The organism is Streptomyces sp. 17_S59, from assembly GCF_056930295.1.
Window position 1 is genome coordinate 6,423,405 of record NZ_JBXOWD010000001.1, and the last position, 19,222, is coordinate 6,442,626.

15 protein-coding genes are annotated in these 19,222 nt (G+C 72.4%); 7 read left to right on the top strand and 8 right to left on the bottom strand.

Features of this window, described 5'->3' with window-relative positions:
• From AC1Z4A_RS29045 to AC1Z4A_RS29060, 4 genes are all read right to left on the bottom strand, one after another.
• Window positions 1–1,236, bottom strand: a complete 1,236-nt coding sequence (locus tag AC1Z4A_RS29045) for a glycoside hydrolase 5 family protein (RefSeq protein WP_483682835.1) — start codon at window positions 1,234–1,236, stop codon at window positions 1–3.
• A 13-nt stretch (window positions 1,237–1,249) separates the two neighbouring features.
• A complete protein-coding gene (locus tag AC1Z4A_RS29050) occupies window positions 1,250–2,080 on the bottom strand; it encodes a carbohydrate ABC transporter permease (protein WP_483682836.1) in 831 nt (276 codons plus the stop codon).
• Window positions 2,080–3,012, bottom strand: coding sequence for a carbohydrate ABC transporter permease (locus AC1Z4A_RS29055; protein ID WP_483682837.1), 933 nt, complete (start codon window positions 3,010–3,012; stop codon window positions 2,080–2,082). Before AC1Z4A_RS29055 ends, AC1Z4A_RS29050 begins: the two co-directional genes overlap by 1 nt.
• Before the next feature lie 77 nt (window positions 3,013–3,089).
• The gene (locus AC1Z4A_RS29060; RefSeq protein WP_483682838.1) at window positions 3,090–4,415 is read right to left on the bottom strand and encodes an ABC transporter substrate-binding protein; all 1,326 of its coding nucleotides are present in this window, start codon (window positions 4,413–4,415) and stop codon (window positions 3,090–3,092) included.
• A gap of 142 nt (window positions 4,416–4,557) precedes the next feature.
• Between AC1Z4A_RS29060 and AC1Z4A_RS29065 the strand changes: the two genes are divergently transcribed.
• The 6 genes from AC1Z4A_RS29065 to AC1Z4A_RS29090 all read left to right on the top strand — a co-directional run bounded on the left by AC1Z4A_RS29065 (window position 4,558) and on the right by AC1Z4A_RS29090 (window position 10,806).
• Window positions 4,558–5,625 (top strand): LacI family DNA-binding transcriptional regulator, encoded by a 1,068-nt coding sequence (locus AC1Z4A_RS29065; RefSeq protein ID WP_483682839.1) that lies wholly within the window; start codon window positions 4,558–4,560, stop codon window positions 5,623–5,625.
• A gap of 77 nt (window positions 5,626–5,702) precedes the next feature.
• The gene (locus AC1Z4A_RS29070) at window positions 5,703–7,292 is read left to right on the top strand and encodes an ABC transporter substrate-binding protein (RefSeq protein WP_483682840.1); all 1,590 of its coding nucleotides are present in this window, start codon (window positions 5,703–5,705) and stop codon (window positions 7,290–7,292) included.
• 32 nt (window positions 7,293–7,324) lie between these two features.
• Complete coding sequence (locus AC1Z4A_RS29075) at window positions 7,325–8,293, top strand: ABC transporter permease (protein WP_483683765.1); 969 nt, start codon at window positions 7,325–7,327, stop codon at window positions 8,291–8,293.
• A gap of 11 nt (window positions 8,294–8,304) precedes the next feature.
• A complete protein-coding gene (locus tag AC1Z4A_RS29080) occupies window positions 8,305–9,135 on the top strand; it encodes an ABC transporter permease (RefSeq protein ID WP_483682841.1) in 831 nt (276 codons plus the stop codon).
• 44 nt (window positions 9,136–9,179) lie between these two features.
• On the top strand, window positions 9,180–10,091 hold the full coding sequence (locus AC1Z4A_RS29085) for an ABC transporter ATP-binding protein (protein ID WP_483683766.1): 912 nt from the start codon (window positions 9,180–9,182) through the stop codon (window positions 10,089–10,091).
• Window positions 10,084–10,806: an ABC transporter ATP-binding protein gene (locus AC1Z4A_RS29090; RefSeq protein WP_483682842.1), complete on the top strand. Its 723-nt coding sequence runs from the start codon at window positions 10,084–10,086 to the stop codon at window positions 10,804–10,806. The genes AC1Z4A_RS29085 and AC1Z4A_RS29090 overlap by 8 nt, the downstream gene beginning before the upstream one ends.
• Here AC1Z4A_RS29090 and lysX read toward each other — a convergent pair.
• A complete protein-coding gene (gene lysX, locus AC1Z4A_RS29095) occupies window positions 10,751–14,119 on the bottom strand; it encodes a bifunctional lysylphosphatidylglycerol synthetase/lysine--tRNA ligase LysX (protein ID WP_483682843.1) in 3,369 nt (1,122 codons plus the stop codon). The two genes, AC1Z4A_RS29090 and lysX, sit on opposite strands and share 56 nt — an antisense overlap.
• Window positions 14,120–14,354: 235 nt before the next feature.
• On the opposite strand from lysX, the gene AC1Z4A_RS29100 reads away from it, so the two are divergent.
• Complete coding sequence (locus AC1Z4A_RS29100) at window positions 14,355–14,549, top strand: hypothetical protein (RefSeq protein WP_483682844.1); 195 nt, start codon at window positions 14,355–14,357, stop codon at window positions 14,547–14,549.
• Window positions 14,550–14,585: 36 nt separating this feature from the next.
• Here the strand turns inward: AC1Z4A_RS29100 and AC1Z4A_RS29105 are convergent, their stop codons facing one another.
• The 3 genes from AC1Z4A_RS29105 to AC1Z4A_RS29115 form a co-directional block, all read right to left on the bottom strand.
• The gene (locus tag AC1Z4A_RS29105) at window positions 14,586–16,010 is read right to left on the bottom strand and encodes a family 2B encapsulin nanocompartment shell protein (protein WP_483682845.1); all 1,425 of its coding nucleotides are present in this window, start codon (window positions 16,008–16,010) and stop codon (window positions 14,586–14,588) included.
• Between the two features lie 230 nt (window positions 16,011–16,240).
• Complete coding sequence (locus AC1Z4A_RS29110) at window positions 16,241–17,653, bottom strand: family 2B encapsulin nanocompartment shell protein (RefSeq protein ID WP_483682846.1); 1,413 nt, start codon at window positions 17,651–17,653, stop codon at window positions 16,241–16,243.
• 133 nt (window positions 17,654–17,786) lie between these two features.
• Complete coding sequence (locus tag AC1Z4A_RS29115; protein WP_483683767.1) at window positions 17,787–19,004, bottom strand: phosphodiester glycosidase family protein; 1,218 nt, start codon at window positions 19,002–19,004, stop codon at window positions 17,787–17,789.
• Between the last annotated feature and the right edge of the window lie 218 nt (window positions 19,005–19,222).

Consider the following 19,222-nt stretch of genomic DNA (forward strand, 5'->3'; position numbering starts at 1 on the left):
TCAAACCTCCTCAACCCCCACCACCTCCGAAATCCCCCGCACGGCCAAGTGCCCCGCATCCGCGGCCCGTTCGGCCAGCACAACCGCCGCCGTCACCCCCCGCTCGGCCATCCGCATCCACGCCTCGAAGAACGCCCCACCCGGCGCGCACACCCCCCGCCCCGGCGCCCCGTCCCCCTCACCCACATCCACCACCAGCCCCACCCGCCGCGGCTCCGGCGCTTCCCGCACCGCACTCCACTCCCGCACCACCCGCGCCACCACTTCCCCCGCAGGCTTGACCCGCCGGTCATTGGTCAGCAGCCCCAGCCCGTACTCCAGCTCGGGAAAGTCCGCCAGCCCCCGGTCCACGTCGTGCGAGCACCACCACGTCACCCCCCACAGCCCCGCGCAGTCCAGCACGTGGTCGAGCGTCGCCCGCGTGAACGCCGCGGCCGCCTCCGGCGGGATGTGCGGCGCCGGGGCGCCGACCTCCTGGAGCCAGACGGGACGGGCGGCGTCTTCCGCCCACGCCTTGGACAGCTCGACGAGATAGGCGGCGTGCCGCTCGGTCGCGGCGCCCGCCGGACCGTGCCGCTGGGCCGTGCCGTTGAAGACCCAGGAGTGCACGGCGGTCGCGTCGCCCAGCCGCGCCGAGTGGGCGGGGGTGAAGGGATGCGCCCCGTCGTACCAGGCGGCGTCGTAGGAGGCGTGCGTGTGCATCCGGCCGGGCGCGGCCGCCTCGCACGCGTCCAGCATCCGGCGCAGCCAGCGGCCCGCCTGCTCCGGACCGATCCGGTCGGGGTCGGGATGGGGGTCGCCCGAGAACTGGTCGATCTCGTTGCCGATCGTCAGGCCGAGGAAGTTGGGCCGGTCTGCAAGCGCCCCGCCGAGCGCACCGAGGTAGGCGGCCTGGCCCTCGACGACGTCCGGGTCGGTGAAGAGGTTCCGCCGGTGCCAGGTGGTGGTCCAGGAGGGGACGAAGTCGAAGCTGGAGAGGTGGCCCTGCAGCCCGTCGACGCTCACGTCCAGCCCGTGCTCCGCCGCTGCGTCCACGAGCAGGCCGAGCTGTTCGAGGGCGCGCGGCCGGATGAGGGTGCGGTTGGGCTGGAAGAGGGGCCAGAGCGGGAAGACCCGGACGTGGTCCAGCCCGAGGGCGGCGACGGAGTCGAGGTCGGCGCGGACGGAGTCCAGGTCGAAGTCGAGCCAGTGGTGGAACCAGCCGCTCGTGGGGGTGTAGTTGACGCCGAAGCGCACGTGGACGATCCCTTCAGCCCTTGACGGCGCCCTCGCCCACCCCGCGGAAGAAGTACCGCTGGAGAAAGGCGAACATCACGATGAGCGGGGCGACCGCGATGACGGTCCCGGCGGCGACCAGCCGGGGATTCTGTGCGAAGGTGCCGTGCAGGTAGTCGAGCCCTACGGTCAGGGTGAACCTGTCCGGGTCGGAGAGGACGATCAGCGGCCACAGGAAGTCGTCCCACGCGCCCATGAAGGCGAAGATCGCCACGACCGCGAGGGTGCCGCGCACCGCCGGCAGCCCGATCCGGACGAACCGCTGCCAGGCGTTCGCCCCGTCGATGACCGCCGCCTCCTCCACCTCGTAGGGCAAGGCGGCGAAGGCGTTGCGCATCAGCAGGACGTTGAGGGCGCCGACGGCACCGGGCAGGACGACCGCGGTCAGGGTGTTGTTGAGGTGGAGGTCGCGCATCATCGTCAACTGCGCGATGACGATGGACTCCAGGGGGACGAGCAGCGCCAGCACGAAGGCGAGCCCCGCCACCCCGCGGCCCCGGAAGCGCAGCCGGGCCAGCGCGTACCCGGCCGTCGAGGCCCCGACCAGGTTGGTGACCACACTGGCCGCCGCGACCTGGAGCGAGTTGAGGACGTAGTCCCACACCGGGATGATGTCCGCGACCTGCCGGTAGTTCTGCGTCGTCGGGTGCTGCGGCAGGAAGCGCGGCGGCGAGGTGTAGACGTCCTCGGTGGTGCCTTTGAGGGAGGTGGACAGCTGCCAGAGGAAGGGCCCCACGGCGACCGTCAGCACCAGGAGCATCAGCAGATAGCGCAGGGCCTTCTCCCGGCCGGTCGTCCGGAGCATCAGCCCTCCTCCCCGCGGCCGACCCGTCCGGCCCGGCCCTCGCGGCCTGCGTGCAGCACGAGCAGCATCAGCAGGAGGGCGACGGCGAAGACGACCAGGGAGATCGCGGAGGCGTAGCCCACCCGGCCGTTCAGCCCGGTGCCGGTCCGCTGGACGAGCATCACCAGGGTGGTGTCCTGCCCGGCGGGGCCCCCGGTGGGCCCGGCCATCAGATAGACCTCGGAGAAGACCTTGAACGCCGCCACGGACGAGAGCGCGCCGACCAGCACCATGGTCGGCCGGACCGTGGGCAGCGTGACGCTGGCGAAGCGGCGCAGGGCACCGGCCCCGTCGACGGCGGCGGCCTCGTGCAGCTCGCGGGGGACGTTCCCGAGCGCCGCCAGATAAATGATCATGTAGTAGCCGAGCCCCTTCCACACGGTCAGGGCCATGGCGCTGAACAGCAGCAGCCACGAGTCGCCGAGGAAGTCGACCGGCCCGGCGCCGAGGGCGTGCAGGATGCCGTTGACCAGGCCGCGGTCGTCGAGCATCCACACCCAGATGAGGGACACCACGACGACGGACGCCACGACCGGGGTGTAGAAGGCGGACCGGAAGAACGCGACCCCGGGCATCCGCTTCTGCACCAGCAGGGCCAGCAGCAGCGGCAGCATCACCGTGAACGGCACGACCAGCAGCACGTACAGGCAGCTGTTGCGCAGGGCCACCCAGAACTGCTCGTCGTGCAGCAGGGCACGGAAGTTCGCCAGGCCGGTCCACTCGCCGGGGGCGAGGGTACGGGCGTCTGTGAACGCCTTGGCGAAGGTGCTCAGGAAGGGATACAGGCTGAAGGCGGCGACGACGGCGAGGCCCGGCAGCAGGAACAGCCAGGGCGTGACGGGCCGGTGCGTACGGACGCGCGCGGCCGGGCGCACCGGGGCGGAAGGGCTCACAGGGCGTTCCACAGATCGTCCCGCAAGGCTTCCCGCAGTGCGTCCCACAGCGCGTCCCACAGGGCGTCGCACCGGGCTCAGCCCTGCTTCAGCAGCTTGTTGCTCTGCGCGGCCGCGTCGTCCAGCGCCTGCCGGGGCGACTTCTTGCCCTGCAGAGCCCTGGCGACCTCGTTCTTGAGCACGGTCTTCATCTCGTCGCTCATCACCACGGGCGTGTAGTTGACCGCGCCCTTCAGCATCTTCGCCGAGGCCACCCGGACCCGGCCCTCGTCGGTGCCGTCCTCCTCGGTCCAGTACGGCTCCTCCAGCGAGCCCCTGGTGCTGGGGAAGACGGCGACCTTGTGCGCGAAGGCCTCCTGGTTCTTCCGGTCGGTGACGAAATGGGCGAAGGCGATCGCGGCGGCCTTGTGTCTGCTCTTCTCGCTGACGGCCAGGCCCATGACGTACATATTGGGCTTGCCGGTGTTGTTCGGGGCGTCGGTGATGCCGAGTTCGCGGTACAGCGTCGGCGCGTTCTTCTTGAACGTCTCCAGGTCGTGCGCGCTGCCCGGATTCATCGCGACTTTCTGTTCCAGGAACTTCTGGCCGGATTTCTCGGGGGTATTGGTGAGCGCCTGCGGGTCGAGCCCGCCGCGGTCGTACAGCTCCTTGTACTTGCCCAGCAGCTCCACGCCCTTGGGCTCGTTGTAGGTGAACTTCGTGGCGTCGTCGTTCATCAGCCGCACGCCGTAGCGGCCGAAGTCCTCGACGGACGGCGTGTTCGCGAGGGTGGCGGTCCTGCCACCGGACTTCGCGGCCATCGCCATGGCCGTCGCGAACAGTTCGTCGTAGCTCCTGGGCGGCTTCTCGGGATCGAGTCCGGCGGCGCGGAAGAGCGCCTTGTTGTAGAAGAGCGGGCCGGTGTTGAGATACCACGGGAAGGCGTACGAACCGTCCAGCCCCGGCAGGGTGTTGCCCTGCCAGGACTCCGGCGTGTACTCGCCCTTGAAGCGTGCGGCGGCCTTCTCCTTGTCGAGGTTCATCAGCACCCCGGCACGGGCCAGCGGACAGGACAGGTCCGGGGAGACGTTGACGACGTCCGGCAGGGATCCGTTGGCGGCGTCCGCGCCGAGCTTGTCGGCGTAGTGCTCGGCGGGCTGGTCCAGCCATTTGACCCGCACACCCGGATTCTGCTTCTCGAACTCCGCGACCAGCCCGTCGAAGTAGTCCTTGAAGTTCGCCCGCAGATTCCAGGTCTGGAAGGTGATCTCACCCTCGGGCTTTCCCCCGGCGCTCGATCCGCCGCCGTCCCCGCCCGATCCGCAGCCGGAGAGCACCGACGCGGAGGCCAGCAGGAGGGCGGTCGGGAGGGCGGTGGTGACGGCTGCACTGCGCGGCCGGGACGGCGGCCGGAATCCGGGCATGACCGACGAGCTCCTTCGATCGGGTCGGCAGGAGGCAGCTCAAAACCTGCACCCGGCACGGGAGTCGCGTCAATACTTCCGGCAACGGCTAATGCGCTTTAGTGTGTTGGTGCTCAAGCGCTTTAGCAGGAGGAAGCAAGCCATGCGCCGCACCCCGGCCCGGCGTCCGACGATGAAGGACGTCGCGCGCCGCGCGGGCGTCTCGGAGAGCGCGGTGTCCTTCGCCCTCAACGGCCGCCCCGGCGTCTCCGAGGCCACCCGCGACCGGATCCGGCGCGTCGCCGAACAGCTCGGCTGGCAGCCCAGCACCGCCGCCCGGGCCCTGTCCGGCGAGGGCTCGGCGACCGTCGGCCTGGTCCTCGCGCGCCCCGCGCGGACCCTCGGCGTCGAGTCGTTCTTCCTCCAGCTCGTCTCCGGCATCCAGGAGGCGCTCGCCGTCCGCCGGCTCGGGCTGCTCTTCCAGGTCGTCGAGGACCTGGACGCCGAGTGCGCGGTCTACCGGCGCTGGTGGGCCGAGCACCGCGTGGACGGCCTCCTCGTCGTCGACCCGAGGGACGGCGACCCCCGCCCGGCCCTCCTGGCCGAACTCGCCCTGCCCGCCGTGGTCATCGGGGCGCCCGGCCGCGGCCCGGGCCGCGACGCGCTGCCGCCCGGCGCGGCGATCTCCGTCGTCCGGGCCGACGACAGCGGCGCGATGGCCTCGGTCGTCGGCCACCTCCACGCCCTGGGCCATCGCCGCATCGTGCACGTCGCGGGCCTGCCCGGGCTCGCCCACACCCGCCGCCGGATCGAATCCCTGCGCGCCGAGGCGGCCCGCCTCGCCCTGCCCGAGGTGCGGTCGGTGACCACCGACTACTCCGACGCCCAGGGCGCCGAGGCCACCCGCCACGCCCTGGCCGCCCAACGGCCCCCCACGGCGATCGTCTACGACAACGACGTGATGGCCGTGGCAGGCCTCGCCGTCGCCGCCGAGCGCGGTCTGTCCGTACCCGGAGAACTCTCCATCGTCGCGTGGGACGACTCGGTCCTCTGCCGCAACACCCACCCCGTGCTCACCGCACTCTCCCGCGACACCGGCGCCTTCGGCCGGCACGCGGCACGCCGCCTCATCGCCCTCCTCGACGGCGCCCCGGCGGTGAGCGCCCAGGACGACCTGCCCCGCCTGCTCCCGCGCGGCAGCACGGGGCCTGCCCCGACCCCCGGTTCATGACCAGCCCTTTGCCTGTTGTTTAATTGCGAGTGATTCGCAATTGCAGATTTTCATGATGTGAGCAAGAGGTGCAGTGCATGACGGCCCGGTCCGTACGGGGAGTGGCCGCCACGGCCATGGCAGGCGTACTCGCGGCAGGAGCGGCGGCCTGTTCGACGCCGGGCGGCAAGGGGACCGGGAGCAAGGACTCGCTGGTCGTCGGGCTCGCCAACGAGCCCGAGACTCTCAGCCCCCTCCTCGGCTACGGCAAGGACGGCAACTCCAAGGTCTTCGACGGGCTGCTCCGCCGCGACGCCGCCATGAAGCTCCGGCCCGCCCTCGCCGCCGAGCTGCCGAAGATCACCGACGACGGGCGCACGTACACCTACAAGCTCCGCCAGGGCGTGAAGTTCAGCGACGGCGAGCCCTTCACCGCGAAGGACGTGGTCTTCACCTACCGGACCATCCTCGACGAGAAGACCAACAACGCCGCCAAGGGCGAACTCGACGCCATCGGCGACGTCACCGCCCGGGGCGACGACACCGTCGTCTTCACGCTCAAGTACGCCTACGCCCCCTTCGCCGAGCGCACCGTCCTGCCCATCGCCCCCGAGCACGCGGCCAAGGACCAGGACGTCAACACCGGCTCCTTCAACACCGCGCCCATCGGCACCGGCCCGTACGTCCTCACCGGCTGGAGCAAGGGCGAGAAGCTGACCTTCAAGGCCAACCCCGGCTACTGGGGCGGCGAGCCCGCGGTCAAGAAGCTCACCATGGCGATCGTCAAGGACGACGACGTACGCGCCACCCGGCTGCGCTCCGGCGACCTCGACGGCGCCATCCTGCCGCCCGACCTCGCCAAGGGCTTCAAGGGCGACAGGTCCAAGGTGACCGTCACCGCCCGGACCACCGACTTCCGCGGCGTCACCCTGCCCACCGCGCACAAGGTCACCGGCGACCTCGCCGTCCGCCGCGCACTCGACCTCGCCGTCGACCGCAAGACCATGGTCGACAAGCTGCTCCAGGGCGCGGGCCGGGCCGGATACGGGCCCGTCCCCACCGACAGCGAGTGGTTCGCCAAGGGCACCGAGCGCCCGTACGACCCGGACAAGGCGAAGAAGCTCCTCGACGACGCCGGCTGGAAGCCCGGCACCGACGGCGTCCGGGAGAAGGACGGACAGCGCGCCTCCTTCACCCTCTGGTTCCCCGCCGGGGACAAGCTCCGCGAGGAGCACGCCCTCGCCTTCGCCTCCGACGCCAAGAAGACCGGCATCGAGGTCAAGGTGCAGAGCGGCACCTGGGAGGTCATCGAGCCGCGCATGAAGGACGACGCCGTCCTCGCCGGCGGAGGCAACCCCGCCGACCCCGACTTCGACCTCTACAACTTGCTGCACTCCTCCCTCGCCCTCGACGGCTTCAACAACATGGCCGCCTACGCCAGTCCCGACGTCGACAAGGCCCTGGAGGAAGGCCGCCGCAGCGGCGACGGAACCGCCCGCAAGGCCGCCTACGACAAGGTCCAGCAGGGCCTCGCCGACAACCCCGGCTACACCTTCCTCACCCACGTCGACCACCTCTACGTGATGAGCGACCGCTGGCAGGACGTCACCACCCAGACCGAGCCCCACGACCACGGCCTCGGCGCCGGGCCCTGGTGGAACGTCGAGGCCTGGCAGCCGAAGCAGTGACCCCCGCCCTCCGCACCCTCCCCTGGGGGCCCATGGCGCGCCTGGCGGGACGGCGGCTGCTGGCCGCCGTCCCCCTGCTCGCCGCCGTGACCCTCGGGGTCTTCGCCCTCGCCGCGGCCTCGCCGTTCGACCCCGCCAAGGCCTACGCCGGAACCGCCGGGCTCGGCGCCGGGCGGGGCGTCCTCGACCAACTGCGCGAGAACCTCGGCGCCGACCGGCCGTTCGTCGCCCGCTGGTGGGACTGGCTCACCGCCGCCCTCACCGGCGACCTCGGCGACTCCACCGCCCTGCGCCAGCCCGTGGCCCAGGTCATCGGCGAACGCATCGGCTGGTCCGTCCTGTTGTGCGGCGTCGCCTTCGCCCTGGCCGTCACCGTGGGCACCGCGCTCGGCGTGCTCGCCGCCCGGCGCCGCGGCGGCCTCCTCGACCGCACCGTCACCGCCCTGTCCTACACGCTCGAAGCGGCACCGCCCTTCTGGCTCGGGCTGCTCGCGATCTGGTTCTTCGCCCTCCGCCTCGACGCGCTCCCCGCCGGCGGCCTCACCGACACCGGCAGCGACGCGGCCGGAGCCGGGCAGATCGCCTCCCACCTCGTGCTCCCCGCGGCCGTCCTGGCCGTCACCCAACTGCCCTGGTTCGTGCTGTACGTGCGCCAGGGCGTCGGCGACGCCCTCGCGGAGGACCCCGTGCGCGGCGCGCGCGCCCGCGGCCTGAGCGAGCGGACCGTGCTCCTCGGCCACGCGCTGCGGTCCGGGCTGCTGCCCGTCCTCACGCTCGTCGGCTCCCGGGTGCCCGAGCTGATCACCGGCGCCCTGCTCGTGGAGACCGTCTTCAGCTGGCCCGGCATCGCCTCCGCGACGGTCGAGGCCGCCACCAAGACCGACTTCCCGCTGCTGGCGGCGCTCACCGTGCTCGCCACCGCCGCCGTGCTGCTCGGCAACCTCCTCGCGGACCTGCTGTACGGGCTCGTCGATCCGCGGGTGTCCCATCAGGAGATGTGACCGTGACCGTTATGACCGCTAGTCCCGCCACGAGGCTGCGCGTCTCCCTGCTCGTCCTGTCGGCCGTCGTCCTCGCCGCGCTGCTCGTCCCCCTCGCAGTGCCGCTGGACGAACAGGCCGTCGACCTCGCCGCCAGGCTCCGCCCACCGAGCCTGGAGCACCCCTTCGGCACCGACGAGGTCGGCCGCGACCTGCTCCTGCGCTGCGTGTACGGACTCCGGGTCTCCCTGCTCGTCGGCGTCGTCGCCGCACTCGTCGCAACCCTCTTCGGCACGGCGGCCGGGGCGCTCGCGGGCGCGCTCGGCGGGTGGACGGACCGCGCCGTCATGCGCGTGGTGGACCTCTTCTCGTCCGTGCCGCACCTGCTGCTCGGCATCTTCGTCGTCGCCCTCTTCCGGCCCGGCATCGGACCGGTGATCGCCTCGGTGGCGGTCACCCACTGGCTCTCCACGGCCCGCATCGTCCGGGCCGAGGTGCTCTCCCTGCGCACCCGGCCCTACATCGACGCCGCCGTCTCGGGCGGCTCCTCGCGCCGACAAGTGACGGTGCGTCACCTGCTGCCGGGCGTCCTGCCCCAAGCGGCCCTCGCGGCCGTGCTCATGGTCCCGCACGCCATCTGGCACGAGTCCGCCCTCTCCTTCCTGGGCCTGGGCCTCCCCACGCACGAGGCCAGCCTCGGCAACATGGTCAACGGCGCCCGCAGTTCGCTGCTGGCCGGCGACTGGTGGCCGACGCTCTTCCCGGGCCTGTTCATCGTCGTCCCCACCCTCGCCGTGGCGGGCCTGGCCGGCGCCTGGCGCGAGCGGCTCGACCCCAGGCGCCGATCGGAGCCGACCCTGTGACGACTCCCGCCCTGGACGTGCGCAACCTGTCCGTCCGCTTCCGCATGCGCGGAGGCCGCGAGATCGCCGCCGTCACCGACGTGTCCTTCCGGTTCCGGCAGGGGGAGTGCCTCGCCCTCGTCGGCGAGAGCGGCTGCGGCAAGTCCGTGCTCGCCTCCGCGCTGCTGGGCCTGCTGCCCGGCAACGCCCGGACCACCGGGCACGCCTGCCTCGGGGACCTCGACCTGATCGCCGCCGACGAGCGCACGCTCGCCCGCACCGTACGGGGCCGCCGCATCGGCCTCGTCCCGCAGAGCCCCGCCGCACACCTCACCCCGGTGCGCACCGTCCGCGCGCAGCTGCGCGAGACCGTGCGCGAGCTGACCGGGGCGCGCGGCGCGGCGCTGCACCGGGCCGTCGAGCAGGCCGCCGCGCGGGCGGCGTTCCCCGCCGACCACCTCGACCGCCACCCGCACCAGCTGTCCGGCGGCCTCGCCCAGCGCGCGGCCACCGCGCTCGCACTCGTCGGGGACGCCCCGCTGCTGCTCGCCGACGAGCCCACGACCGGCCTCGACCGCGAACTCGTCGACCGCACGGTGGACGAGCTGCGCCGCCACGCCGACGCCGGACACGCCCTGCTGATGATCACCCACGACCTCGCGGCCGCCGAGCGGATCGCCGACCGCGTCGCCGTGATGTACGCGGGCCGCATCGTCGAAGTCGCCGACACGGCAGCCTTCTTCGGCCCGCCCGGCCCCCGGCACCCCTACGCCCGCGGACTGCTGGACGCCCTGCCCGAGCGGGCCTTCACCCCCATCCCCGGCATGCCGCCGGAGCTGGGCGCGCTGCCCGACGGCTGCGCCTTCGCGGAGCGCTGCACCCGGGCGACGGCGGCGTGCGGGACCGTACCGGCCCTCGCCGGCGGAGTCGCCTGCCACCGCCCGCACCCGGCCGCCGAGGAGACCGCCCGTGCTTGAACTGCGCGACATCACCGCCGGATACGACCGGCGCGAGCCCGTCGTGCGCGACGTGTCGCTGACCGTCCACGGCGGGGAGGCCGTCGGCCTGCTCGGCCCCAGCGGCTGCGGCAAGTCCACCCTCGCACGCGTCGCCGCCCTGCTGCACCGGCCGGTGGCCGGTACGGTCGTCCTCGACGGGGAGCCCGCCCGCGGCTGGCGCCACCGCGCGCCACGCGAGCAGCGCACCGCCTTCGGGGTGGTCTTCCAGCAGCCCCGGCAGGCCGCCGACCCCAGGCTGCGCCTGCGCGACCTGATCGCCGAGCCGCTGCGGGCTACGGGCCGCCGCGCCGAGACCGCGGACCGGCTGCGCGAACTGGCCCCCGCCGTCGGGCTCTCGGCCGAGCTGCTCGCCCGCCGCCCGCACGAGGTCAGCGACGGACAGCTCCAGCGCGCCTGCCTCGCACGGGCGCTCGCGCTGCGCCCGCGCTGGCTGATCTGCGACGAGATGACGGCGATGCTGGACGCCTCGACGACGGCGGCGCTGGTGGCGGTCGTCGAATCCTACCGCCGGGAGACGGGCGCGGGGCTGCTGGCCGTCGGCCACGACCCGGCACTGCTCAACCGCTGGTGCGACCGCACGGTCGCATGGCGGGAACTCTCGCCCGCGGCAGGTGCGTTCAGCGGTGCCGCACCAGCGGGAACGGCAGCGTCTCCCGGATCGACAGCCCCATGAGGAACATGACCAGCCGGTCCACGCCGATCCCCAGCCCGCCCGTCGGCGGCATCGCGTACTCCAGGGCGCGCAGGAAGTCCTCGTCCAGCTCCATCGCCTCCGGGTCGCCGCCCGCGGCCCGCAGCGACTGCGCGGTCAGCCGCCGCCGCTGCTCCACGGGGTCGATCAGCTCGGAGTAGGCCGTGCCCAGCTCCGTGCCGAAGGCGACGAGGTCCCAGCGCTCGGCGAGCCGGGGATCGGCCCGGTGCCGGCGGGTGAGCGGCGAGACGTCAGTGGGGAAGTCCTTGTAGAAGACGGGCAAGGTGGTCCGCTCCTCCACCAGCCGCTCGTACAGCTCCAGCACCATGTCCGCATGCCCGTCCTCCGGCCCGTGCGGCACGCCCGCCGCGTTGCAGAGCGCGCGCAGGGCCGCGACCGGCGTGTCCGTGCCGATCTCCTGGCCCAGCGCCTCGGAGACCGAGCCGTACACGGTCCGCACCGGCCACTGCCCCGAGATGTCGTGCTCGGTGCGCTTCCCGTCGGCGTCCGTCCGCACCGCGATCGCCGAGCCGTGCGCGGCGACGGCCGCCTCCTGGATCAGCTCCCGCGTCAGGTCCAGCATCACGTCGTAGTCGGCGAACGCCTGGTACGCCTCCAGCATCGTGAACTCGGGGTTGTGCTTGTACGAGATGCCCTCGTTCCGGAACGTCCGGCCCAGCTCGAAGACCTTCTCCAGACCGCCCACGCACAGCCGCTTCAGATACAGCTCCGGCGCGATCCGCAGGTACAGGTCCAGGTCGTAGGCGTTGATGTGGGTGGTGAAGGGCCGGGCGTTCGCGCCGCCGTGGACCTGCTGGAGCATCGGCGTCTCGACCTCCAGGAAGCCGCGGTCGAGCAGGCCGCGGCGCAGCGCCTGCACGGCCGCGCTGCGGGCCCGCAGGGTGTGCCGGGCCGCCGGGGACACGGCCAGGTCCACATAGCGCATCCGGACCCTGGCCTCCGGGTCGGTCAGGCCCCGCCGCTTGTCGGGCAGCGGGCGCAGGCACTTGGCGGTCATCCGGGCGCGGGTGACGAAGACGCTCGGCTCGCCCCGGTCGGTGGTGCCGACCTCGCCCTCGGCCTCGAGGTGGTCGCCCAGGTCGACGTGGGTGGCGAAGCGGCGCAGCAGCTCCTCGCCGGAGCCGTCGCGGGTGAAGACCAGCTGCAGGTCGCCGGACCAGTCGCGGAGCAGGCCGAAGGCGATCCCGCCGTGGTTGCGGATCAGCAGCACCCGGCCGGTGACGGTCACGTGCTCCCCGGTGCGGGCCGAGGGCGGGAGGCCGGAGTGCGCGGCGCGGATCGCAGCGAGGGTGTGGGTGCGGCGGGCGTCCACGGGATAGGGGTCGACGCCGGCCGCCCGCAGCCGCTCCAGCTTGTGCCGCCGGACCCGCACCTGCTCCGGCAGGCTGGCCAGTTCGTCGGCCGGTGGCGCCCCGGCGGCCCCGTCACCGGGCCCGAAGCCCAGTTCCGTCAGGGAGGGCAGCCCGGCGGTGGAGGCGGGGCTGGTGATGCCCCGGGGACGGCCCCGGCTCCACAGCTTCCCCAGGCTCGGGACCGAGACGAAGCCCTCGGCGATCCCCGCCGCCAGCCCGATCCGGGCGAGGGCGCCCGCGTCGGCGTAGCACAGGAAGCGGGGGTGCCACTCGGGGTTGTACTTGACGTTCGAGCGGTAGAGCGCCTCCAGCTGCCACCACTTGGAGAAGAACAGCAGCAGCTTGCGCCACAGCCGCAGCACCGGACCCGCGCCGATGCGTGCCCCCTCCTCGAAGGCCGAGCGGAAGACGGCGAAGTTGAGGGAGATGTGCTTGATGCCGAACCGCCCGGCCTGCGCACACAGCCGTGCGACCATGAACTCCATGACGCCGTTGGGCGCGGCCCGGTCGCGGCGCATCACGTCCAGCGAGATCCCGTCGGGCCCCCACGGCACGAACGACAGCAGCGCGATCATCGTGCCCTCGCTGTCGAACGCCTCGACGAGCAGGCAGTCCCCGTCGGCGGGATCGCCCAGACGGCCCAGGGCCATGGAGAAGCCCCGCTCCGTCTCGGTGTCCCGCCAGGCGTCCGCGCGCCGGATGACCTCGCCCATCTCCTCGTCGGACAGCGCCGAGTGGCGCCGTACGCGCACGGTCGCGCCCGTGCGCTCCACGCGGTGGACGGCCTGGCGGGTCACGCGCATCTCGCGGCCCTCGAGGTCGAAGGAGGCGACCTGGAGGATGGCCTCGTCGCCCAGTTGCAGCGCGCCGAGCCCGGAGCGGGCGAATGCCTTGGCGCCTTCCTCGCTGGCGCCCATGACGGCCGGCTGCCAGCCGTAGCGGCCCGCCAGCTCGAGCCATGCCTCGATGGCCGGGGTCCATGCCTCGGGGTCGCCCAGCGGATCGCCGGAGGCCAGGCACACGCCCGCCTCGACGCGGTAGGTGACGGCGGCCTTTCCACTGGGGGAGAAGACGACGGCCTTGTCGCGGCGGGTGGCGAAGTAGCCGAGCGAGTCCCGGGCGCCGTAACGGCCGAGGAGGGCGCGGATGCGGGGCTCCTCGTCGTCGTGCAGGGCCGCTTCCAGGCGCTGGGAGCGGAAGAGCGCCATGGCCGCGTTGAGCAGGGCGAGCGCGCCGAACAGGCCGAGGAGGAAGTAGAGCCAGTGCGGCGGGTGCCCGGTGAAGTGCCGGCCGCTGACCAGGCCGCCGCACACCTTGTTGGCCACGAACAGCAGCCGGTTCCCGCCGCCGGGCTCCAGCGAGCCCGGGAAGAGCGAGACCAGGCCCCAGCCGACCAGGACGGCCACGGTGAGACCGGCCACGAGGACGCCCAGGGCGTGCAGGAACGCCCCCCGCCGGGAGGCCGCGTAGAACTCCCGCCGGGCCAGCAGCAGGAGCGCGATGGCGGCGGCGCTCACCACCGTCGACGGGACCATGTCCCAGTAGCCCACGGCCAGCAGCAGCGCGTCCGCGAGCAGCAGCAGGGAGAGGTAGCCGATGACGAACCAGAGGGCGACCCGCTTGCGGGCGGTCATGGCCGCGGCGAGCAGGAGCAGGAAGACGGCGTAGGCCAGGTTGGGGGCCGTGGGGACGGTCAGCAGGTCCAGGGTCCGGGTGACCGGCCCCGCCGCGTGCCGCAGTGGCGGGATCAGCGCGGTGAGGGCGCAGAAGACGCCGAGCAGGCCGAAGAAGAGCGCGAACCCGTTGGGCACCCGGTGCAGCAGGCGGTGCCAGGCGGTGTCCCGTCCGCCCTGTCCCGGCCGCTCCTGCACTCCGGCTTCCGGCGCCGTGGCGGGTCCGCCGTCCCGGGCTGTTCGGCTCATTCCGTCAGCCTAGGCACGCCGTGGGCCCGGCGCCTGTCGAACACGAGCCCGAGAGGCCGGGCCCGGTGACTGCCGCACGGGCGGGTTCCCGCATCCCGGTCAGGGCCATCGGGCCCCCGGCAGCCGTCCGAACCGGTGACATCCATACCCGGATGGAGTATGCCTGCCGCGCGGTTCCGGGCGGTGGAATGGGCCAGACTGGCGGACAACCGCCGCTCCGCCGAGGAGGTACGCCATGGCCGTCTCGATCTCCGTGGTTCTGCTGCTTCTGATCCTGGCAGTGGTGTTCATGCGCAACGGGGGCCTGAAGTTCGGGCATGCACTCGTCTGCATCCTGCTGGGCTTCCTGCTCGCGAGCACCAGCGTGGCGCCGACGATCTCCAATGGCCTCTCGGCCACCACCCAGCTCGTCGGCGGCGTCCGGCCCTGATCCGGCCGGGCCCCGCACGGGGCCCGGCCGTGGGGTTCAGCGTCCGATCTCGACGTCCTCCAGAATGCCCAGGGCGTCCGGCACCAGCACCGCGGCCGAGTAGTAGGCGCTCACCAGATAGGACGAGACCGCCTGCTCGTTGATGCCCATGAAGCGCACATTGAGGCTGGGCTGGTACTCGTCCGGGATGCCCGTCTGGTGGAGGCCGACGACGCCCTGGTTCTCCTCGCCCGTCCGCATGGCGATGATCGAGCTGGTGCCCGTCTCGCTGACCGGGATCTTGTTGCAGGGGAGCAGCGGCACCCCGCGCCAGGAGCGTACGGCCGTGCCCAGCACCTCGATGTTCTTCGGGTAGAGGCCACGGCTGTTGCACTCGCGGCCGAACGCGGCGATCGTGCGCGGGTGCGCCAGCAGGTACTGGGTCTTGCGGCGCCGGGACAGCAGTTCGTCGAGGTCGTCGGGGGTGGGTGGGCCGCTGCGGGTGTGGATGCGCTGGTTGAGGGCGGCGTTGTGGAGGAGGCCGAATTCGCGGTTGTTGACCATCTCGTGCTCCTGGCGTTCGCGCAGGGCTTCGATGGTGAGGCGGAGTTGTTGTTCGAGCTGGTTCATGGGCTCGTTGTAGAGGTCGGCGACGCGGGTGTGGACCCGCAGGACCGTCTGCGCGACGCTCAGTTCGTACTCACGGGGCTTGAGGTCGTAGTCGACGAACGTGCCGGGGATGACCGGCTCACCGATGTGCCCCGAGGTCACCGCGATGTCCGCCTCGCCGCGCTTGTTGGCCGGGGGTGCGGGCGGGCGGGCCGCGAAGTCCGCGACGTGCGAGCGCAGGGACTCGGTGCGCTCGGCCAGTTCCTGGAAGGCCCGGAGCGGCAGCGCCAGCACCGTGCAGCGGGTGACGGCCCGCACGGTGAAGCCCCAGGTCGCCTCCGGCTCCAGGGGGACCCGCTCGCCGAAGTAGTCACCGTCGGCCAGGGTGCCGAGGGTGGTCTCGTCCCCGTACTTGCCGGTGCCGGTCCTGGTGAGCTTGCCGTGGGCGACGAGGAAGATCTCGTCGGCCGGCCGTCCCGACTCGACGAGGGTGTCGCCGGGCGCGTACTCCCGCTGGACGAACGCGTCGGCCAGCGCCTCCAGCGCGGCGCTGTCGGCGAAGTCGCGCAGCAGCGGCAGTTCACCCAGCTCCGGCGGGATGACCCGCACCTCCGCGCCCGTCGAGACGAACTCGACGCGGCCGTCGCCGACGGTGTAGGTCAGCCGCCGGTTCACCCGGTAGGTGCCGGCCGAGACCTGCACCCAGGGCAGCACGCGGAGCAGCCAGCGCGAGGAGATCCCCTGCATCTGGGGCACGGACTTGGTGGTCGTCGCGAGCTGCCGGGCCGCGCCCGTGCCGAGGCTCAGCTGTGCCGAGCCGCGCTGCTCCGGGGTCGGCTGCCCGGACTGGTCCGGCTCCACTGACGTGGTCATAAGTGGTCTTCACCCATCTGTGCGAAACATGACGTGAAAGGCGGTGCGGATGTGGCTGCTGGCGGGCGTGGCGGGGCGTCGGCGCCGGGGCAGGGCCGGGGGTCCGCGAGGCCGCGTCATCGGGCGGCGGCTGTGCCCAGACCGATGGGCCCGCCCGGCAGCGGTCGCGGCCCCCGGCCGGGGGCGACGACTTCTCCGTCACTCCGCTTTCGGTTCGTCCTTCGGGCTGCTCAGTGCCCGATCTCGACGTTCTCGAGAATTCCCAGGGCGTCCGGCACCAGGACCGCCGCGGAATAGTAGGCGCTCACCAGATAGGACATGATTGCCTGTTCGCTGATGCCCATGAATCGCACGGAAAGGCTGGGCTGGTATTCATCGGGAATTCCCGTGCGGTGCAGTCCGACGACACCCTGGGACTGCTCGCCGGTGCGCATCAGCAGGACGGAGCTGGTGCCCGTCTCGCTGACCGGGATCTTGTTGCAGGGGAAGATGGGCACCCCCCGCCAGGCGGGCACCGCGTGGCCCTTCACGTCCACGCTGTCCGGATAGATGCCCCGGCGGTTGAACTCGCGGGTGATCGCCGCGATGGTGCGCGGGTGCGCCAGCAGAAAAGTGGGGTCCTTCCATACGGTCGCCAGCAGTTCGTCGAGGTCGTCGGGGGTGGGTGGGCCGCTGCGGGTGTGGATGCGCTGGTTGAGGGCGGCGTTGTGGAGGAGGCCGAATTCGCGGTTGTTGACCATCTCGTGCTCCTGGCGTTCGCGCAGGGCTTCGATGGTGAGGCGGAGTTGTTGTTCGAGCTGGTTCATGGGCTCGTTGTAGAGGTCGGCGACGCGGGTGTGGACCCGCAGGACCGTCTGCGCGACGCTCAGCCCGTACTCGCGGGGGGACGGCTCGTAGTCCGCGAAGACCCCGGGCAGCGAGGGCTCGCCGACATGGCCCGCGGCCAGGTCGATGGCGGACTCGCCGTACTCGTTCTGCGGGAGCGCGGACCGGGCGCGGTACGCGTCCACGTGGGAGCGCAACTCGTGTGAGCGCTCCAGTACTTCCTGGAAGTCCTGGTGCGACAGCGTCAGCACCGTGCAGGGCGTCACCGCCCGGACCGTGAACTCCCAGTCGCCCGGGGCGCCGTCGGCCAGCGGCCGGTCGCCGAAGTACCCGCCGTCGGCGAGCACGCCGAGCACGGCGGGCTCGCCGTACTCACCGGCGTGTACCTTCTCGGCCTTGCCGTGGGCGAGCAGGACCACCTGGTCGGCCGGCTGCCCGGCCTCCACCAGGGCCTCGCCGGGCCGGAACTCGCGCTGGGCGAACCGGCCGGCCAGCTCCTGGAGCACCTCCTCGCCCGCGAAGCCGCGCAGCAGCGGCAGCTCGCCCAGCTCCGCCGGGATGACCCGCACCTCCGCGCCGGTGGTGAAGAACTCCACCCGGCCGTCCCCGAGCGTGTGCGTGAGCCGCCGGTTGACCCGGTACGTGCCGCCGGAGAGCTGGACCCACGGCAGCAGGCGCAGGAGCCACCGCGAGGTGATCCCCTGCATCTGCGGCACGGTCTTGGTCGTCGTCGCCAGATTCCGGGCCGCCTCCGTGCCCAGACTCAGCCGGCCCGGTGGATTGGCCGCGGCGGTACCGGACTCCACTGGCGTTGTCATATTCGAAAGCCCACCCATCCATACGGAACTGTCCATTACGGAACTGCGAGGAATTCCCGATCGACCCCATTCGAAGCTAGCAGCGGAATAGGGCCGACGCGATCACTCAAACGGATGGGATTAAAGCCTGATGTCAAGGTCGGATAAACACGCCCAGCCCGTTGGCCACGGGCCGTTCGGCACCGCCCGAGGGGTGGTTGCGCACCGTCGCCCCGCTCTCGTGCGGGGCCCTCGTGACCAGCGTGGAGGACCCGCCGCCGTCCAGGTTGAAGGCGTCGACGGACCCCAGCTTCCGCATTGCGCGGGCCAGTTCGGCGACGGTCAGCCCGGAGCGGTAGGCGGGGCCGCCGTCCAGTGCCAGCAGGTACAGCAGCCGCCCCCGGTCGGCCAGGCCCGCCGCCGTGCGCACCGCCGGCGTCGCCCGGTCCAGCCCGGACAGCGCGCGGCCGTCGCGGAGGATCGGGAAGCCGCCGATCGCGCACCGCAGGGCTCCGGACCGCCGCGCCCGCAGTTGCTCGTCGACCTCGACGCGGCTGCCGACCGCCAGCTTGCGCAGTTCACGCGCCCCCTCCTCGCGCCCCACCAGCACCACCGAGCCCCGCGCGATCGCGCCCCGGCCCGGCCGGTTCGCCACCGAGGCCACCCGCCCGTGCCTGACGGTGAGTTCGTAGGTGTCGCCGCTGCACGGCGCGCCGCGGTCCCGGTCGGTGCCGCAGGTCGCCCGCACCCGTGAGGCCTTGCCCCATGCCGATGTGAATGCGCCGATCCCGTCGACCGGCAGGGCGTACTGGTTGAGGCCGCTCAGCGGCAGCTCGTCGTCCTCCGTCCGCACCGCCCCGTCCAGTTCGAGCCGGTCCAGCCGGCCCACCCCCTCGGTGCTCACCGCGAGGACGTCCTCCGTGGTGACCCCCGACGGCATCTGCGGACCGAAGCGCTGGCCGTCCGGCACCGCCGCCTTCAGTGCCCGCCCGCCCGCGACGGCCGGGCCCACCGGGGCCCCCGTCGCCTCCACGCCCGGGTGCTGGGCCTCGGTGATGTTGAAGAAGTCGCCGTTCACCGCACCCACCGCGCCCCGCTGCTCGGCCAGCCGGGACATCCGGGCCCGCGCCGCGACCGCTCCCGGGTGCAGCAGGTCCACCGACACGTGCCGGTTGCGCAGATCGACCGTCAGCAGATGCCCGAACGCCCGTCCGTGCGAGCCCTTGAGCGAGAAGCTCCGGTACGTCACCCCCGGCCCGAGCGAGGACGGGGCGCTCAGCAGGGGGGTCAGCTCGTCCGCCTCGGCCCATGCGGTGCCGCCCCCACCCACCAGCGAGACCCATGCCATCAGTACCGTCATCACCGCGCGCACGCGGCGTACACGTCTGCCCACAGTCACCCCAGAGGTCTCGTCAACTCTGCCATGACGCACGGGACTTAACCATGCCCCGAAAGAACGACAAGGAACGCCAGGACGTCGGCCTGGGCAACTCTCGGCACATCCCTGTCAAAAGGCCCGGTGGGCCCGGATACTCACCAGCGAAGGCCCGTGCAGACCACGCTTATTCGCCCGCTCCGCCCGGAGGCAGC

What these genes read in the sequence shown, in the direction of transcription:
- AC1Z4A_RS29050 (WP_483682836.1), bottom strand. Translation starts at nt 2,080, where the DNA reads ATGCTCCGGACGACCGGCCGGGAGAAGGCCCTGCGCTATCTGCTGATG.
- AC1Z4A_RS29085 (WP_483683766.1), top strand. Translation starts at nt 9,180, where the DNA reads ATGCGCGGAGGCCGCGAGATCGCCGCCGTCACCGACGTGTCCTTCCGG.
- AC1Z4A_RS29110 (WP_483682846.1), bottom strand. Translation starts at nt 17,653, where the DNA reads ATGACAACGCCAGTGGAGTCCGGTACCGCCGCGGCCAATCCACCGGGC.
- AC1Z4A_RS29075 (WP_483683765.1), top strand. Translation starts at nt 7,325, where the DNA reads ATGGCGCGCCTGGCGGGACGGCGGCTGCTGGCCGCCGTCCCCCTGCTC.
- AC1Z4A_RS29070 (WP_483682840.1), top strand. Translation starts at nt 5,703, where the DNA reads ATGACGGCCCGGTCCGTACGGGGAGTGGCCGCCACGGCCATGGCAGGC.
- AC1Z4A_RS29100 (WP_483682844.1), top strand. Translation starts at nt 14,355, where the DNA reads ATGGCCGTCTCGATCTCCGTGGTTCTGCTGCTTCTGATCCTGGCAGTG.
- AC1Z4A_RS29060 (WP_483682838.1), bottom strand. Translation starts at nt 4,415, where the DNA reads ATGCCCGGATTCCGGCCGCCGTCCCGGCCGCGCAGTGCAGCCGTCACC.
- AC1Z4A_RS29065 (WP_483682839.1), top strand. Translation starts at nt 4,558, where the DNA reads ATGCGCCGCACCCCGGCCCGGCGTCCGACGATGAAGGACGTCGCGCGC.
- AC1Z4A_RS29105 (WP_483682845.1), bottom strand. Translation starts at nt 16,010, where the DNA reads ATGACCACGTCAGTGGAGCCGGACCAGTCCGGGCAGCCGACCCCGGAG.
- AC1Z4A_RS29080 (WP_483682841.1), top strand. Translation starts at nt 8,305, where the DNA reads ATGACCGCTAGTCCCGCCACGAGGCTGCGCGTCTCCCTGCTCGTCCTG.
- lysX (WP_483682843.1), bottom strand. Translation starts at nt 14,119, where the DNA reads ATGAGCCGAACAGCCCGGGACGGCGGACCCGCCACGGCGCCGGAAGCC.